Origin of the sequence: Paraburkholderia caballeronis (assembly GCF_900104845.1) — a bacterium.
Classification (GTDB): Bacteria; Pseudomonadota; Gammaproteobacteria; order Burkholderiales; family Burkholderiaceae; genus Paraburkholderia; species Paraburkholderia caballeronis.
The window spans coordinates 272,708-288,748 of record NZ_FNSR01000001.1; the positions used below are offsets into that span (position 1 = coordinate 272,708).

A 16,041-nucleotide genomic window follows, 5' to 3' on the forward strand; every position below is an offset into this window, starting at 1 on the left:
CCCGCTTTTTTATTCGGCAAGGCGTGGAACCAAAATCGGGCGGGAACGGCCCAAAACGCGAACCCGTTATAATCCGCGCATACCATTTTTCTGAGAAAGCTCACGCGGGTCGGTCATGCGTGAGGTCCACCATGCTTTATCCCACTGAGTTTGACGTAATCGTCGTCGGCGGCGGTCACGCCGGCACCGAGGCCGCGCTTGCCGCCGCCCGCATGGGCGTGAAAACGCTGCTGCTCACGCACAACATCGAGACGCTTGGCCAGATGAGTTGCAATCCGTCGATCGGCGGCATTGGCAAGGGCCATCTGGTGAAGGAAGTCGATGCGCTCGGCGGCGCGATGGCCGCAGCGACCGATGAAGGCGGCATCCAGTTCCGCATTCTGAACTCGTCGAAAGGGCCGGCGGTCCGTGCGACCCGCGCGCAGGCCGATCGTCTGCTGTACAAGCAGGCAATCCGGCATCGGCTCGAAAACCAGCCGAATCTGTGGCTGTTCCAGCAGGCGGTCGAAGACCTGATGGTCGAAGGCGATCGCGTCGTCGGCGCAGTCACGCAGGTCGGCATCCGTTTTCGCAGCCGTGCGGTGGTGCTGACGGCCGGCACGTTCCTCGACGGCAAGATCCACGTCGGACTGAACAACTACACCGGCGGTCGCGCGGGCGACCCGGCGGCGGTCACGCTGTCCGCGCGGCTCAAGGAACTGAAGCTGCCACAAGGCCGGCTGAAGACCGGCACGCCGCCGCGCATCGACGGCCGGAGCATCGACTTTTCGCAACTGGAAGAGCAGCCGGGTGATCTCGATCCGGTGCCGGTGTTCTCGTTCCTGGGTCGTGCCGAACAGCATCCGCGGCAGATTCCGTGCTGGGTCACGCACACGAATGCGCGGACGCACGACATCATCCGCAGCGGCCTCGACCGCTCGCCGATGTACACCGGCGTGATCGAAGGGGTGGGGCCTCGGTACTGCCCGTCGATCGAGGACAAGATTCACCGGTTCGCGTCGAAAGAATCGCATCAGATCTTCCTGGAGCCGGAAGGGCTGACCACGAACGAGTTCTACCCGAACGGAATCTCGACGAGTTTGCCGTTTGACGTGCAACTCGAACTCGTGCGATCGATGCGCGGACTGGAGAACGCGCATATCCTCCGGCCCGGTTATGCGATCGAGTACGATTATTTCGATCCGCGCGGGCTGAAATCGTCGCTGGAAACGAAGGTGATCAATGGCCTGTTTTTCGCGGGTCAGATCAACGGGACGACCGGCTACGAAGAGGCGGCGGCGCAAGGGCTGCTCGCCGGCATTAACGCCGGGTTGCAGGTGCAGGGCAAGGACGCGTGGTGTCCGCGTCGCGATCAGGCGTACCTCGGCGTGCTGGTCGATGACCTGGTGACGCGGGGCGTGTCGGAGCCCTACCGGATGTTCACGAGCCGCGCCGAGTACCGGCTGAGCCTGCGCGAAGACAACGCCGACATGCGGCTCACCGAGATCGGCCGGGAGCTGGGCGTCGTTGACGACGTCCGGTGGGGCGCATTCAGCCGCAAGCGTGATGCTGTTTCACGTGAAACAGAGCGGCTTCGTACCACGTGGGTCAATCCGAAGACGCTGTCCGCCGACGAAGCGACTGCGCTGCTCGGCAAGCCGATCGACCGCGAGTACAACCTTGCCGACCTGCTGCGCCGCCCTGGTGTCGGCTACGACGGCGTGTGCGGTTTGCTCGAAGGCGCATGCGGGCCGGCGACACCGCTGATCGAAGGCGACGACGTGCTGCTCGCCCAGGTCAAGGAACAGATCGAGATCGGCATCAAATATCAGGGGTATATCGACCGCCAGGCCGACGAGATCGAGCGCAACGAAGCGCATGAAAACACGCGTTTGCCGGAGGGCATCGACTATACGGAAGTCCGCGGACTGTCGTTCGAAGCGCGCCAGAAGCTGAACCAGTTCCGTCCGGAAACGATCGGACAGGCATCGCGCATCTCCGGGATCACGCCGGCGGCAATCTCGCTGCTGATGGTGCACCTGAAGCGCGGCCTCGGCCGGCGCCAGCAGGGCGCGGTGGGTACGGGCAACGATTCGCTGCCGGTGGCTCAATGACCGTTCGCGGACGTTTATCCGGCGCGGCGGATCGCGAGAAACTGTCGGCGCTGCTCGCAGACGGCGCGCACGAACTGGGGATCGAACTCACCGACAAGCAGCACGGACAACTGCTGGACTACGTGGCGCTGCTCGCGAAGTGGAATGCGGTCTACAACCTGACCGCGATCCGCGATCCGCGCCAGATGCTGATCCAGCACGTACTCGATTCGCTGTCGATTGTTCCGCATCTGCCGTCGCGCGAGACCGCGTCGGTGTTGGACGTCGGATCGGGCGGCGGTTTGCCCGGCATCGTGCTCGCGATCGTGCGGCCCGGCTGGCAGGTCACGCTGAACGACATCGTGCACAAAAAGACCGCGTTCCAGGCGCAGGCGAAGGCCGAACTCGGACTCGCGAACCTCGCGGTCGTCACCGGCCGTGTCGAATCGCTGCGGCCGGGCGTCGAAGTGCCGTCGGAATTCGACATCATCGTTTCCCGCGCATTCGCGGAACTCGCCGATTTCGTTACACTGGCCCGTCATCTGGTGGCGGATGGCGGCGCGATCTGGGCGATGAAGGGCGTGCGTCCGGAGGGTGAGATCGAGCGTCTGCCGGCCGACGCCCGCGCGGTTCAGGTGATCCGGCTCGGCGTGCCGATGCTCGACGCCGAGCGGCATCTGGTCGAAGTCGCGGTCGCGGCGGATGCGTGACAGCGGCGCCGGCCGAAAGGCCGGCTGGCGCTGCGGCGATCCGCGGTGCACGATAAAGAAAGCAAACTTCTCAGGCAGTAAAAGGGACACTTAGACGATGGCAAAAATCTTCTGCGTTGCGAACCAGAAGGGCGGCGTCGGCAAGACGACGACAACGGTCAATCTCGCCGCGAGCCTCGCATCGCAGGGACAGCGTGTCCTCCTCATCGACCTCGACCCGCAAGGCAATGCGACGATGGGCAGCGGCATCGACAAGGCCGCGTGCGAATACACCGTCTACGAGGTGCTGGTGGATGGCGTCGCGATCGCGGACGCGCGCGTGCGGCCCGAGCCGGTCGGCTACGACGTGCTGCCGGCGAACCGCGAACTGGCCGGCGCGGAGATCGAACTGGTGTCGGTCGAGCATCGCGAGCGGCGCCTGAAGACCGCGCTCGCGCAGGTCGATGCCGACTACGACTTCGTGCTGATCGATTGCCCGCCGGCGCTGTCGCTGTTGACGCTGAACGGTCTGTGCGCGGCCCATGGCGTCGTGATCCCGATGCAGTGCGAATACTTCGCGCTCGAAGGGCTGTCGGACCTCGTCAACACGATCAAGCAGGTGCACGCGAACATGAACCGCGACCTGAAGGTGATCGGCCTGCTGCGCGTGATGTTCGATCCGCGGATCACGTTGCAGCAGCAGGTGTCGGAGCAACTGAAAGAGCATTTCGGCGACAAGGTGTTCGACGCGGTGATTCCGCGCAACGTCCGGCTTGCCGAGGCGCCGAGTTACGGACTGCCGGGCGTGGTGTTCGACCGCGCGTCGCGCGGCGCGCAGGCGTACGTGCAGTTCGGCGCGGAGATGATCGAACGGGTGCGTGCGCTCTGACGCGCGCGGTGGCCAACGCGGACTGGGATGGCACTATGAACGCAGTAGCAAGGAAGAAGGGACTCGGTCGCGGGCTGGAGGCGCTGCTCGGCGGCAGCGCCGACATCACCGAGGCGGTGAAGATCGACAGCGCGCCGAACACGCTGCCGCTCACGAAGCTGCAGGCCGGCAAGTATCAGCCGCGCACGCGGATGGACGAGGGCGCGTTGCAGGAACTGGCTGCGAGCATCCGCGCGCAGGGTCTGATGCAGCCGATCCTCGTGCGGCCGGTCGGCCCGGATCGCTACGAGATCATCGCCGGCGAGCGTCGTTTTCGCGCGGCGAACCTGGCCGGGCTGACCGAGGTGCCGGTGCTGGTGAAGGACGTGCCGGACCAGGCGGCGGCCGCGATGGCGCTGATCGAGAACATCCAGCGCGAAGACCTGAATCCGCTCGAAGAAGCGCAGGGCATCCAGCGGCTGCTCGATGAATTCCACTTCACGCACGAGCAGGCGGCGGAGTCGGTCGGCCGCTCGCGCAGCGCGGTGTCGAACCTGCTGCGGCTGTTGAACCTCGCCGCGCCGGTGCAGACGATGCTGCTCGCCGGCGACCTCGACATGGGCCACGCGCGCGCGCTGCTCGCCGTCGACGCGGCGACGCAGATCGCGCTCGCGAACCAGGTCGTCAACAAGCGGATGTCGGTGCGGGAGACGGAGAAGCTGGTCGCCGCGACGGCGAAGGCCGCGCCGGCGGTGAAGGCGAAGCCGGCTTACGACGGCGGGCGCGACACGCGCCGGCTCGAAGATGAACTGTCGGATCTGCTCGCCGCGACGGTGAAAATCAAGCTCGGCCGCCGCGGCCGCGGTCAGTTGACCGTCGATTTCGGCGACCTCGACGCGCTCGACGGCATCCTGCTGCGACTGCGCGGCGAAACGGCCGCTTAAGCGGCGATCCATCCGCTGCGTTTTCCCGTGACGGAATCCTCCGCATCCGCCAGTGCGCCGCTGCGCGCACTGCGCCGGGTAGTCGCGTTCGTCGCGGGCGAACCGGTGCTCGCGATCCTGATCGTCGCGCTCGCGCTGCTGCAAGCGTTCGCGCCGCGCCGCTGGTCGTCGCTGCCCGGGCTCGTGGACTGGCAGACGGTGATGACGCTTGCCGGCCTGCTGATCCTGACGAAAGCGATCGAATACTCCGGCTTGCTGACGTGGTTCGCGCATCGCGTCGTGCATCACATCCGTTCGGAGCGCGGGCTCGCTTTTCTGCTGATCGGACTCGCGGCCGCGCTATCGACCGTCGTCACCAACGACGTCGCGCTGTTTGTGATCGTGCCGCTCGCGCTGTCACTGAATGAACTGACGCCGCTGCCGCTCAGGCGGCTCGTGATCGTGATCGCGCTCGCGGTCAACGCCGGCTCGGTGCTGACGCCGATCGGCAATCCGCAGAACCTGTTTCTGTGGCAGGTGAGCGGCGTATCGTTCGGCGCGTTCATGTGGGCGCTCGCGCCGCTGTGCGCGGTATTGACCGCGATGTTGTTCGCGGTCACCGCGTGCCTGTTCAAGGGCAAGTCGCTCGATCTGTCGACCGACACCGATCCGCATCCGGTCGATCGTTCGCTCGCCGGCGTCGCCGCGCTGCTGTTCGCCGCGTTCGTGGCGCTCGCGGACGCGCATCACGCCGGCGTCGCGCTCGCGGGCGTCGGGTTCGGCTTCCTGGTGTGGCGTCCGCGCATCGTGCTGAAGATCGACTGGCTGCTGCTGCTGATTTTCGCGCTGATGTTCATCGTGCTGCGCAGCGTCGCAGCACTCGGGTGGGTTCACGACGTACTCGCGCATCTCGGCTTGCAGACGCCGCTGCGCGCGTATGCGGCCGGTTCCGTGCTGTCGCAGGCCATCAGCAACGTGCCGGCCGCGATCCTGCTCGCCGAATTCACACACGACTGGCGCGCGCTTGCGTTCGGCGTGAGCGTCGGCGGCTTCGGCATCGCGATCGGTTCGCTCGCGAACCTGATCGCCGTCAGACTTTCGAAAGAGAAGGGCATCTGGGGACCGTTTCATCTCGTGTCGGTGCCGTTCTGGATCGTCGCGACGATCGCGGGCGGCTGGCTGCTGCAGCGTTTCTAATGCTGTAACGCATTGAAATATCAGCGTCTATTGACCTCTCTGCCTTCCGGCTTTTCCTGGTTTTCCTAAACGAATTCCCGCGCCTTACAGTTTCCATCCCGAAGTCGCCCGAGCGCGGTTTTCCGTATCATGAAGTCGTATCTCACGGGTGTTATTGAGCGGGCTAAAGTCTTGAATTGGCTGCAACTATCGCTTACAATCGCCCGGATTTATTTGGTTGGCAACGCCGTAAGCGCGCTGTAATAAACGGGCGTGAACCGAACTTTGCGAAATACTGCGATGGTGGATCAGAGGCCGGATCAGGCGCCTTCGGCGCAACAGGGGCCCAACGGTCCGCAACGCGGACAGCGGACCCCGAACGGTTCGCGTGACGAAACGCAAAAGGCTTTCACGTCAGTGGACTACAACGCGCAATGGGATGCCGACCAGCAAGATAACAACGACGTCGTTCCGCTGACCCGGGCCGAGGCGGAAAAGCTCTTCGGTCCACAGGTGAGCCGTCCCGCGCGCGTCACGCCGTTTCGGGTCGTGGCGGCGCAAATAGCTTTGTCCCTGGTTGCTACGCTGGTGTGGTGGCTGTTCTACAAGCCGCCGGGTGCCGCTGCGCTGTCGGCATTCCTCGGCGGAGCGATCTGCTGGCTGCCGGGCGCGCTGTTCGCCGCGCGGCTGAGGCAGTTGACGGGCGCCGGCACGGTGCTGAACTGGATGCTCGGCGAGGCGTTCAAGATGGGGGCGACGATTGCGATGTTCGTCGCCATTGCGTTCTGGTATCGCGACGTGCTGTGGTTGCCGCTGCTCGTCACCTACCTGATCGCACTGAAGACTTACTGGATCGCGCTCGCGTGGCGCTGAGCGCCGCTGGCTTCGCGCCGCCGCGGGCCGCCATGGGCGGTCGCGCAGGCAGGGCGCGGCCGGCGCTCAGGAGACGCGCGGGTTTGAACTGATCCGCGAAGGCGCGTTCCCGCACACGGTTGCGGCGGGATCGGCCCGAAAACGATTTTCGACAATTTGGGTGGCATTAACGATATGGCAGCTAGCGAAGGAACGCGCGCTCTGGATCCGTCCGAGTACATTGCGCACCACTTGCAGAACTTTTCCACCTCGCACCAGACGTCGATCATCGACTTCAGCGTCTGGAATATCGATACGCTGTTCTGGTCGATACTCTGCGGCCTCGTGACCATCTTCGTGCTGCGCCTTGCCGCGCGCAACGCGACTTCCGGCGTGCCGGGCCGCTTCCAGTGCGCGGTCGAGATGCTCGTCGAACTGGTCGAAGACCAGTCGAAGTCGATCATCCACGGCAACCGCAAGTTCATCGCGCCGCTCGCGCTGACCGTGTTCGTCTGGGTCGCGCTGATGAACTCGCTCGACTTCATTCCGGTCGACCTGCCGGGCCGCGTGATCGGCTGGCTGGGCCTGTCGAACGCGATCCCGCATCATCGCATCGTCCCGACCGCCGACCTGAACGGCACGTTTGGCATCGCGCTCGGCGTGTTCGTCCTGATGATCTATTACAACTTCAAGATCAAGGGCGCAGGCGGCTTCACGCACGAACTGCTGTCCGCGCCGTTCGGCGCACATCCGCTGCTGTGGATCCCGAACCTCGCACTGAACATTATCGAGTTCGTCGCCAAGACGGTTTCGCTCGCACTGCGGCTCTTCGGCAACATGTACGCGGGTGAGCTGCTGTTCCTGCTGATTGCCCTGCTGGGCAGCCTGTGGAGCTTCGGCGCGGACACGACGGTGCTTGGCTTCATCGGCCATGTGATCGCGGGCAGCGTGTGGTCGATCTTCCACATCCTGATCGTGCTGCTGCAGGCGTTCATTTTCATGATGCTGACGCTGGTGTACATCGGCCAGGCACACGACACCCACTAAGGGCGTCGAACGGTTTCGTTTTTCCAATCCCCAGTTCCAGAGATTTTTCACAAAGGAGTGATCATGCAAGCTTTCATCGCCAACATCCAGGGTCTGACCGCCATCGGTATCGGCATCATCATCGGCCTGGGTGCGATCGGCGCCTGTATCGGTATCGGTCTGATGGGCGGCAAGTACATCGAAGCCTGCGCCCGTCAGCCTGAACTGATGAACCCGCTGCAAACCAAGATGTTCCTGCTCGCGGGTCTGATCGATGCGGCGTTCCTGATCGGCGTCGGTGTGGCCATGCTGTTCGCGTTCGCTAACCCGCTGCTGTCGAAGCTCGCGGGCTAAGTTCCCAGGAAGGTTGCGCCTGACCTATAACAGGTAACGGGCGCAGGGCGGAACGGGTGCCGGGGCGCTGATCGACTGGATCGATGGGCGCCTTGCCGTTTCAATTCCCGGAAATAGCAACGTTTAAGGAAACACCGTGAATCTCAACGCAACCCTGTTTGCGCAAATGGTCGTGTTCCTGATCCTCGCGTGGTTCACGATGAAGTTCGTGTGGCCGCCGTTGATCAACGCCCTCGACGAGCGCTCGAAGAAGATCGCCGACGGCCTCGCCGCTGCCGAAAAGGGCAAGACGGAACTCGAAGCCGCGCACAAGCGCGTCGGCGAGGAACTCGCGCAGGCCCGCAACGAAGGCCAGCATCGCATCGCAGAAGCCGAGAAGCGCGCGCAGGCGGTGGCCGACGAAATCAAGGCTCAGGCTCACGCGGAAGCCGGCCGCATCGTCGCGCAGGCGAAGGCGGACGCCGACCAGCAGGTCGTCAAGGCACGCGAGGCACTGCGCGCCGAAGTCGCCGCGCTCGCGGTGAAGGGCGCCGAGCAGATCCTGAAGCGCGAAGTCGACCAGACGGCCCACGCCGAACTGCTGAATCAACTGAAAGCCGAGCTCTGATCATGGCCGAACTTGCAACCATCGCCCGCCCGTACGCAGAAGCGCTGTTCGGCGTGGCCGAAGCTGGTGACATCGCCGCCTGGTCCACGCTCGTCGCGGAGCTGGCACAGGTTGCGGCCGTGCCTGAAGTGCTGTCCGTCGCGACGAGCCCGAAGGTCGCGCCGGAGCAGGTCATCGACCTGCTGCTGTCGGCGGCGAAGTCGCCGCTGAAGGACAGCCCGGAGGCGAAAAACTTCGTGCAGATGCTGGTCGACAATCACCGTCTGCAACTGCTGCCCCAGATCCACGAGCAGTTCGAGGCGCTGAGGAACGCGAACGAAGGCGCGGCCGACGCGCTGATCGTCAGCGCGTTCCCGATCGACGGCGCGCAACTGAACGATCTCATCGCCAGCCTCGAACGCAAGTTCAAATGCAAGCTGAAACCGACCGTCGAAGTCGATCCGTCGTTGATCGGCGGGGTGCGCGTCACGGTCGGCGACGAAGTGCTCGATACCTCGGTCCGCGCGCGGCTCGCCGGCATGCAGGCGGCATTGACCGCCTGAGCGCCCCGATTTCGAAAATCGGGCGCCACGGCTGGCACGCAACAGAATTGAACATCAGGAGCGAATAATGCAACTCAATCCCTCTGAGATCAGCGAGCTGATCAAGAGCCGGATCCAGGGCCTTGAAGCGAGCGCGGACGTTCGCAACCAGGGCACCGTGATCTCCGTGACCGACGGTATCGTGCGCATTCACGGCCTGTCGGACGTGATGCAGGGCGAAATGCTCGAATTCGCGGACAACACGTTCGGCCTCGCGCTGAACCTCGAACGCGATTCGGTCGGCGCGGTTATCCTGGGCGAGTACGAGCACATCTCGGAAGGCGACATCGTCAAGACGACGGGCCGCATTCTCGAAGTGCCGGTCGGCCCGGAGCTGATCGGCCGCGTGGTCGATCCGCTCGGCAACCCGATCGACGGCAAGGGTCCGGTCAACGCGAAGCTGACCGACGCGATCGAAAAGATCGCGCCGGGCGTGATCTGGCGTGAAGGCGTGTCGCAGCCGGTGCAGACCGGCCTGAAGTCGATCGACGCGATGGTGCCGATCGGCCGCGGCCAGCGCGAGCTGATCATCGGCGACCGTCAGTGCGGCAAGACCGCCGTCGCCGTCGACACGATCATCAACCAGAAGGGCAAGAACCTCTTCTGCATCTACGTCGCGATCGGCCAGAAGGCTTCGTCGATCCAGAACGTGGTCCGCAAGCTCGAAGAAACCGGCGCGATGGAGTACACGATCGTCGTCGCCGCATCGGCTTCGGAATCGGCCGCGCTGCAATACCTCGCGCCGTATGCGGGCTGCACGATGGGCGAATACTTCCGCGACCGCGGGCAAGACGCGCTGATCATCTATGACGACTTGACCAAGCAGGCGTGGGCATACCGTCAGATCTCGCTGCTGCTGCGCCGTCCGCCGGGCCGCGAAGCGTACCCGGGCGACGTGTTCTATCTGCACTCGCGTCTCCTGGAGCGCGCGGCGCGCGTGTCGGCCGACTATGTCGAGAAGTTCACGAACGGCGAAGTGAAGGGCAAGACCGGTTCGCTGACGGCGCTGCCGATCATCGAAACGCAGGCGGGCGACGTCACGGCATTCGTTCCGACGAACGTGATCTCGATCACCGACGGCCAGATCTTCCTCGAAACCGACCTGTTCAACGCGGGCATCCGTCCGGCAATCAACGCGGGCGTGTCGGTGTCGCGCGTCGGCGGCGCCGCGCAGACGAAGGTCGTCAAGAAGCTGTCGGGCGGCATCCGTACCGACCTCGCGCAGTACCGCGAGCTGGCTGCGTTCGCGCAGTTCGCCTCGGACCTCGACGAAGCGACCCGCAAGCAGCTCGAACGCGGCCGCCGCGTGACCGAACTGCTGAAGCAGCCGCAGTACCAGCCGCTGCAGGTGTGGGAGCTGGCCGTCGCGCTGTTCTCGGCGAACAACGGCTACCTCGACGACCTCGACGTGAAGGACGTGCTGCCGTTCGAAAAGGGCCTGCGCGAATACCTGAAGACGAGCCACGCCGACCTCGTGAAGCGCATCGAGGACACGAAGGACCTGTCGAAGGACGACGAGAACGCGCTGCACGCGGCTCTGAAGGACTTCAAGAAGTCCGGCGCTTACTGATCCGTCCGGGAATCATCAACGATAAACGGACTGGGACCCGGGTAGGCGTGTCGCACAGATAGTGCCGACCCGGGTCGACAAAGGAGCAAGCAATGGCTGGAATGAAGGAAATTCGCGGCAAGATCAAGAGCGTGCAGAACACGCGCAAGATCACGAAGGCGATGGAGATGGTCGCGGCGTCGAAGATGCGCCGCGCCCAGGAGCGTATGCGCGCTGCCCGTCCGTATGCGGACAAGGTTCGCGACATCGCCGCGCACATGAGCCGTGCGAATCCCGAGTATCGCCATCCGTTCATGACGGAGAACCGCGACGTGAAGGCGGCCGGCGTGATCCTGGTCACGACGGACAAGGGCCTGTGCGGCGGCATGAACACGAACGTGATGCGTGCGACGCTGCAGAAGCTGAAGGAACTCGAAGCCGCCGGCCAGACGGTCGAGGCCACCGCGATCGGCAGCAAGGGTCTCGGTTTCCTGAATCGCCTGCGCGCGAAGGTCGTGTCGAACGTCGTGCAGCTCGGCGACACGCCGCACCTCGAAAAGCTGATCGGCGCGGTGAAGGTGCAGCTCGACCAGTACTCGGAAGGCAAGCTGTCCGCTGTGTATCTCGGCTACACGCGCTTCGTCAACACGATGAAGCAGGAGCCGGTGATCGAGCAGCTGCTGCCGCTGTCCGCCGAGCGTTTTTCGGGCGAAGACGGTGACAGGCACGGCGACGACGGCGTGACGCCGAAGTCCGCGTGGGACTACATCTACGAGCCGGATGCGCAGACCGTCATCGACGAACTGCTGGTCCGTTATGTCGAGGCGCTGGTCTATCAGGCCGTCGCGGAGAACATGGCGTCGGAGCAGTCGGCACGGATGGTCGCGATGAAGGCGGCGTCGGACAACGCGAAGACGGTCATCAACGAACTGCAGCTCTCGTACAACAAGAGCCGCCAGGCCGCGATCACGAAGGAACTGTCCGAGATCGTCGGCGGCGCCGCGGCGGTTTGACCGGGTGAGTCCCGTTTGCCGCGCCCCGCATTGTCCGGTCTGGCGAGTGAAGAATTCAGGTATCTAAAGGAAAAGCGATGAGTACAACTGCTTTGGTAGAAGGCAAGATCGTACAGTGCATCGGCGCGGTGATCGACGTGGAATTCCCGCGTGAGCACATGCCGAAGATCTACGACGCGCTGATTCTCGACGGGTCCGAGCTGACCCTCGAAGTGCAGCAACAGCTCGGCGACGGCGTCGTGCGCACCATCTGTCTCGGTGCGTCGGACGGCCTGCGCCGCGGCCTCGCGGTGAAGAACACCGGCAAGCCGATCAGCGTGCCGGTCGGCAAGCCGACGCTCGGCCGCATCATGGACGTGCTCGGCCGTCCGATCGACGAAGCCGGCCCGATCGTCAGCGAACACACGCGCTCGATCCACCAGAAGGCGCCGGCGTTCGACGAACTGTCGCCGTCGACCGAACTGCTCGAAACGGGCATCAAGGTCATCGACCTGATCTGTCCGTTCGCGAAGGGCGGCAAGGTCGGTCTGTTCGGCGGCGCCGGCGTCGGCAAGACCGTCAACATGATGGAGCTGATCAACAACATCGCGAAGGAGCACGGCGGTTACTCCGTGTTCGCGGGCGTGGGCGAGCGGACCCGTGAAGGGAACGACTTCTACCACGAAATGAAGGACTCGAACGTGCTCGACAAGGTCGCGCTCGTGTACGGCCAGATGAACGAGCCGCCGGGCAACCGTCTGCGCGTCGCGCTGACCGGTCTCACGATGGCCGAGCACTTCCGTGACGAAGGCCTCGACGTGCTGTTCTTCGTCGACAACATCTACCGCTTCACGCTGGCCGGCACCGAAGTGTCGGCGCTGCTCGGCCGGATGCCGTCGGCGGTGGGTTATCAGCCGACGCTGGCTGAAGAAATGGGCAAGCTGCAGGAGCGCATCACGTCGACCAAGACCGGCTCGATCACGTCCGTGCAGGCCGTGTACGTTCCGGCGGATGACTTGACCGACCCGTCGCCGGCGACCACCTTCGGCCACCTGGACGCGACCGTCGTGCTGTCGCGTGACATCGCTTCGCTCGGCATCTACCCGGCGGTGGATCCGCTCGACTCGACGTCGCGCCAGATCGACCCGAACGTGATCGGCGAAGAGCACTACTCGATCACGCGCCGCGTGCAGCAGACGCTGCAGCGCTACAAGGAACTGCGCGACATCATCGCGATTCTGGGCATGGACGAACTGGCGCCGGAAGACAAGCTGGCCGTCGCGCGCGCGCGGAAGATCCAGCGTTTCCTGTCACAGCCGTTCCACGTCGCCGAAGTGTTCACGGGTTCGCCGGGCAAGTACGTGCCGCTGAAGGAAACGATCCGCGGCTTCAAGATGATCGTCGACGGCGAGTGCGATCACCTGCCGGAGCAGGCGTTCTACATGGTCGGCACGATCGACGAAGCCTTCGAGAAGGCCAAGAAGATCCAGTAACGGTTGAGTGACCGCAACGGGGCGGGCGGCGCGTCACGCGCTTTCCGCCGCACGCATCACGCTCAACCCGCGGTGCATGGGATCGGGGCGAGGCGCTGACGTGCCCGCCCCGATCGACAGGAGTCGACATATATGGCAACCACCATCAAGGTAGACGTCGTCAGCGCCGAAGAGAACATCTTCGACGGCGTGGCGAAGTTCGTCGCGCTTCCGGGCGAGGCGGGCGAACTGGGCATTCTGCCCGGCCACACGCCGCTCATCACGCGGATTCGTCCGGGTGCGGTGCGCATCGTCGCGGAGGATGGCAACGAAGAGTTCGTGTTCGTCGCCGGCGGGATTCTCGAAGTGCAGCCGGGCGCCGTGACGGTGCTCGCCGACACGGCGATCCGCGGCAAGGATCTCGACGAAGCGAAGGCCGCCGACGCGCGCAAGCGTGCGGAAGAGGCGTTGCAGAATGCGGGCTCGAATCTGGAGTACGCGACCGCGCAGGCCGAACTGGCCTATGCGGTTGCGCAACTCACGGCGATTCAGCGGCTGCGCAAGATGAACCAGCATTGATGCAGCGGTCCTGCGCCTTCGGGCGCAGTGGCCGGCCGCAGTGAAACGGGCTTCCGGCTAATGCCGGAAGCCCGTTTTTTTTATGCCGTTCGCGTGCGCCGCAGCGGGTGGGTTGCGCGAGGTCAGCGACGCGTCGTGACGGGTTCGTTTTTGCTGATTGACGTTTACGGAAAGGTAATGCGAAATCATGCATTCGCGGCGCGGCTGCGCTGCGGGTAAAACTTGATGCCGTCCGATATCGGCACGGCGCACAATCGGCGTCAAAGTACGGTTTCAAATTCATTTCAGTCGGGGGCACGCACCCCCGCAGGAGACAGCTCACCATGGCAATCGACGCAGCAGGCGCCGCGCCGACGCGCGAAGCGATCATCGCACCGAAGGACGGCCTCTCGTACGTGCGCGGCACGACGGACATCCCGCTCAGCGACGCGACCATCGGCGAGTTCCTGCGCGACACCGCGCGCCGCTTCCCGGACCGGCCGGCCGTCGTGTTCCGCGAGCAGGACATCCGCTGGACGTGGCGCGAGTTCGCGCAGGAGGTCGACGTGCTCGCGGCGGGTTTCGTCGCGCTCGGCATCGGCCAGGGCGAGCGGGTCGGCATCTGGTCGCCGAATCGCGTCGAATGGCTGCTCACGCAGTTCGCGACCGCGCGGATGGGCGCGATCCTCGTGAACATCAACCCGGCGTACCGGCTCGCGGAACTCGAATACGCGCTGAACAAGGTCGGCTGCACGGCGATCGTGGCCGCGCATAGCTTCAAGACGTCGATGTACGTGGAGATGCTTCAGACGCTCGCGCCGGAACTCCCGGACGCGACGCCGGGCGATCTGCACGCGGCGCGGCTGCCCGCGCTGCGCAGCGTGATCCGCATGTGCGATACGCCGACGCCCGGCATGCTGACGTTCTCCGATGTGATCGAGATGGGCCGCGCATGGCTCGAACGGCACGGCCCCGCGGCGCTGGACGAGATCGCGTCCACGCTCGCGGCCGACGAGCCGATCAACATCCAGTTCACCAGCGGCACGACCGGCAACCCGAAGGGCGCGACGCTCACGCATCGCAACGTGCTGAACAACGGCCGCTTCATTGCAATGGCGATGCGGTTGTCGGAGCAGGACTCGCTGTGCATTCCGGTGCCGCTCTATCACTGCTTCGGGATGGTGCTGGCGGTGCTCGCGTGCGTGTCGGTCGGCGCGACGATGGTGTTCCCCGGCGAAGCGTTCGATCCGCGCGCGACGCTCGCCGCGGTTGCCGAGGAACGCTGCACCGCGCTGCACGGCGTGCCGACGATGTTCATCGCGGAACTCGATCATCCTGACTTCGCGAGCTTCGACCTGTCGCGGCTGCGCACCGGCATCATGGCGGGTTCGCCGTGCCCGATCGAGACGATGAAGCGCGTCGTGTCGAAGATGCATCTGTCCGAGATCACGATTGCGTATGGGATGACGGAAACGAGCCCGGTGTCGTTCCAGAGTTCGACGGCCGATCCGCTCGACAAGCGCACGACGACGGTCGGCCGCATCCAGCCGCATCTCGAAGTGAAGATCGTCGATGCGCTCGGCAACGTCGTGCCGGTCGGCGAGACCGGCGAACTGTGCACGAAGGGCTACTCGGTGATGCGCGGCTACTGGGACGACGATGCGAAGACCGCCGAGTCGATCGTCGATGGCTGGATGCATACCGGCGACCTCGCGACAATCGATGCGGAGGGTTACTGCAACATCGTCGGCCGCCTGAAGGACATGCTGATTCGCGGCGGCGAGAACATCTATCCGCGCGAGATCGAGGAATTCCTGTTTCGGCATCCGAAGATCCAGAGCGTGCAGGTGTTCGGCGTGCCGGATGCGAAATACGGCGAGGAAGTGTGCGCGTGGGTCGTGCTGCGTCCGGGCGAGCAGGCGACGGCGGAGGACATTCAGGCGTTCTGCAACGGGCAGATTGCGCACTACAAGGTGCCGAAGTACATCCGCTTCGTCGACGAACTGCCGATGACGGTGACCGGCAAGGTGCAGAAGTTCGTGATGCGCGCGAGGATGATCGAGGAACTGCGCGTCAACGAGCAAAAGACCGCGTGATGCAAACGAAGGGGGACCGGTTCGCGAAGCGGGCCGGTGAGAGGCGGCTCGCGCCCGACGCATCGCATATCGAACAGCGAATGCGAGCGTCGAGAGGGGTGCCAGTGGAGTCGCGCGGCAGGAAGGCCAAACGACAGACGAAAAAAAAGCGGGCCTGGAGCCCGCTAAAAACCACACGCTACGGGGTTAGCGCGAGGAGACCAAAGGAGGAGCCGGGTGTGATGAC

At 64.5% G+C, this 16,041-nt stretch carries 15 protein-coding genes; all 15 read left to right on the forward strand.

What is annotated here, in order from left to right; all coding sequences use genetic code 11:
- Positions 1-131 precede the first annotated feature (131 nt).
- Positions 132-2,093 carry a tRNA uridine-5-carboxymethylaminomethyl(34) synthesis enzyme MnmG gene (mnmG, locus tag BLV92_RS01200; RefSeq protein WP_090541515.1) on the forward strand — a complete coding sequence of 654 codons (1,962 nt, stop codon included), beginning with the start codon at positions 132-134 and terminating at the stop codon, positions 2,091-2,093.
- Entirely contained in the window at positions 2,090-2,782 is a 693-nt protein-coding gene (gene rsmG / locus BLV92_RS01205; protein ID WP_090541517.1) for a 16S rRNA (guanine(527)-N(7))-methyltransferase RsmG, read from the forward strand. The genes mnmG and rsmG overlap by 4 nt, the downstream gene beginning before the upstream one ends.
- 97 nt (positions 2,783-2,879) lie before the next feature.
- Positions 2,880-3,650 carry a ParA family protein gene (locus tag BLV92_RS01210; protein ID WP_090541519.1) on the forward strand — a complete coding sequence of 257 codons (771 nt, stop codon included), beginning with the start codon at positions 2,880-2,882 and terminating at the stop codon, positions 3,648-3,650.
- Positions 3,651-3,685: 35 nt separating this feature from the next.
- Positions 3,686-4,573: a ParB/RepB/Spo0J family partition protein gene (locus tag BLV92_RS01215; protein WP_090541522.1), complete on the forward strand. Its 888-nt coding sequence runs from the start codon at positions 3,686-3,688 to the stop codon at positions 4,571-4,573.
- Between the two features lie 60 nt (positions 4,574-4,633).
- Complete coding sequence (locus BLV92_RS01220; RefSeq protein ID WP_090546741.1) at positions 4,634-5,749, forward strand: SLC13 family permease; 1,116 nt, start codon at positions 4,634-4,636, stop codon at positions 5,747-5,749.
- Positions 5,750-6,028: 279 nt separating this feature from the next.
- The gene (locus tag BLV92_RS01225) at positions 6,029-6,601 is read left to right on the forward strand and encodes an ATP synthase subunit I (RefSeq protein ID WP_090541525.1); all 573 of its coding nucleotides are present in this window, start codon (positions 6,029-6,031) and stop codon (positions 6,599-6,601) included.
- 174 nt (positions 6,602-6,775) lie between these two features.
- The gene (gene atpB, locus BLV92_RS01230) at positions 6,776-7,627 is read left to right on the forward strand and encodes a F0F1 ATP synthase subunit A (protein WP_090541527.1); all 852 of its coding nucleotides are present in this window, start codon (positions 6,776-6,778) and stop codon (positions 7,625-7,627) included.
- 63 nt (positions 7,628-7,690) lie between these two features.
- Positions 7,691-7,960, forward strand: a complete 270-nt coding sequence (gene atpE, locus BLV92_RS01235) for a F0F1 ATP synthase subunit C (RefSeq protein ID WP_007180033.1) — start codon at positions 7,691-7,693, stop codon at positions 7,958-7,960.
- A gap of 136 nt (positions 7,961-8,096) precedes the next feature.
- Positions 8,097-8,567 carry a F0F1 ATP synthase subunit B gene (locus BLV92_RS01240; protein WP_090541529.1) on the forward strand — a complete coding sequence of 157 codons (471 nt, stop codon included), beginning with the start codon at positions 8,097-8,099 and terminating at the stop codon, positions 8,565-8,567.
- Positions 8,568-8,569: 2 nt separating this feature from the next.
- Complete coding sequence (locus BLV92_RS01245; protein ID WP_090541530.1) at positions 8,570-9,109, forward strand: F0F1 ATP synthase subunit delta; 540 nt, start codon at positions 8,570-8,572, stop codon at positions 9,107-9,109.
- Positions 9,110-9,176: 67 nt separating this feature from the next.
- Positions 9,177-10,718 (forward strand): F0F1 ATP synthase subunit alpha, encoded by a 1,542-nt coding sequence (gene atpA, locus BLV92_RS01250; protein WP_090541532.1) that lies wholly within the window; start codon positions 9,177-9,179, stop codon positions 10,716-10,718.
- Positions 10,719-10,810: 92 nt separating this feature from the next.
- A complete protein-coding gene (gene atpG / locus BLV92_RS01255; protein ID WP_090541534.1) occupies positions 10,811-11,710 on the forward strand; it encodes a F0F1 ATP synthase subunit gamma in 900 nt (299 codons plus the stop codon).
- 77 nt (positions 11,711-11,787) lie between these two features.
- Positions 11,788-13,182, forward strand: a complete 1,395-nt coding sequence (gene atpD / locus BLV92_RS01260; protein WP_090541535.1) for a F0F1 ATP synthase subunit beta — start codon at positions 11,788-11,790, stop codon at positions 13,180-13,182.
- 132 nt (positions 13,183-13,314) lie between these two features.
- A complete protein-coding gene (locus BLV92_RS01265; RefSeq protein WP_090541537.1) occupies positions 13,315-13,740 on the forward strand; it encodes a F0F1 ATP synthase subunit epsilon in 426 nt (141 codons plus the stop codon).
- A gap of 323 nt (positions 13,741-14,063) precedes the next feature.
- Positions 14,064-15,815 (forward strand): AMP-binding protein, encoded by a 1,752-nt coding sequence (locus tag BLV92_RS01270; protein ID WP_090541540.1) that lies wholly within the window; start codon positions 14,064-14,066, stop codon positions 15,813-15,815.
- The last annotated feature ends 226 nt before the right edge of the window (positions 15,816-16,041 follow it).

Coding starts and splice junctions, on each gene's coding strand:
- mnmG (WP_090541515.1), top strand. CDS start 132: ATGCTTTATCCCACTGAGTTTGACGTAATCGTCGTCGGCGGCGGTCAC.
- rsmG (WP_090541517.1), top strand. CDS start 2,090: ATGACCGTTCGCGGACGTTTATCCGGCGCGGCGGATCGCGAGAAACTG.
- BLV92_RS01210 (WP_090541519.1), top strand. CDS start 2,880: ATGGCAAAAATCTTCTGCGTTGCGAACCAGAAGGGCGGCGTCGGCAAG.
- BLV92_RS01215 (WP_090541522.1), top strand. CDS start 3,686: ATGAACGCAGTAGCAAGGAAGAAGGGACTCGGTCGCGGGCTGGAGGCG.
- BLV92_RS01225 (WP_090541525.1), top strand. CDS start 6,029: ATGGTGGATCAGAGGCCGGATCAGGCGCCTTCGGCGCAACAGGGGCCC.
- atpB (WP_090541527.1), top strand. CDS start 6,776: ATGGCAGCTAGCGAAGGAACGCGCGCTCTGGATCCGTCCGAGTACATT.
- atpE (WP_007180033.1), top strand. CDS start 7,691: ATGCAAGCTTTCATCGCCAACATCCAGGGTCTGACCGCCATCGGTATC.
- BLV92_RS01245 (WP_090541530.1), top strand. CDS start 8,570: ATGGCCGAACTTGCAACCATCGCCCGCCCGTACGCAGAAGCGCTGTTC.
- atpA (WP_090541532.1), top strand. CDS start 9,177: ATGCAACTCAATCCCTCTGAGATCAGCGAGCTGATCAAGAGCCGGATC.
- atpG (WP_090541534.1), top strand. CDS start 10,811: ATGGCTGGAATGAAGGAAATTCGCGGCAAGATCAAGAGCGTGCAGAAC.
- atpD (WP_090541535.1), top strand. CDS start 11,788: ATGAGTACAACTGCTTTGGTAGAAGGCAAGATCGTACAGTGCATCGGC.
- BLV92_RS01265 (WP_090541537.1), top strand. CDS start 13,315: ATGGCAACCACCATCAAGGTAGACGTCGTCAGCGCCGAAGAGAACATC.
- BLV92_RS01270 (WP_090541540.1), top strand. CDS start 14,064: ATGGCAATCGACGCAGCAGGCGCCGCGCCGACGCGCGAAGCGATCATC.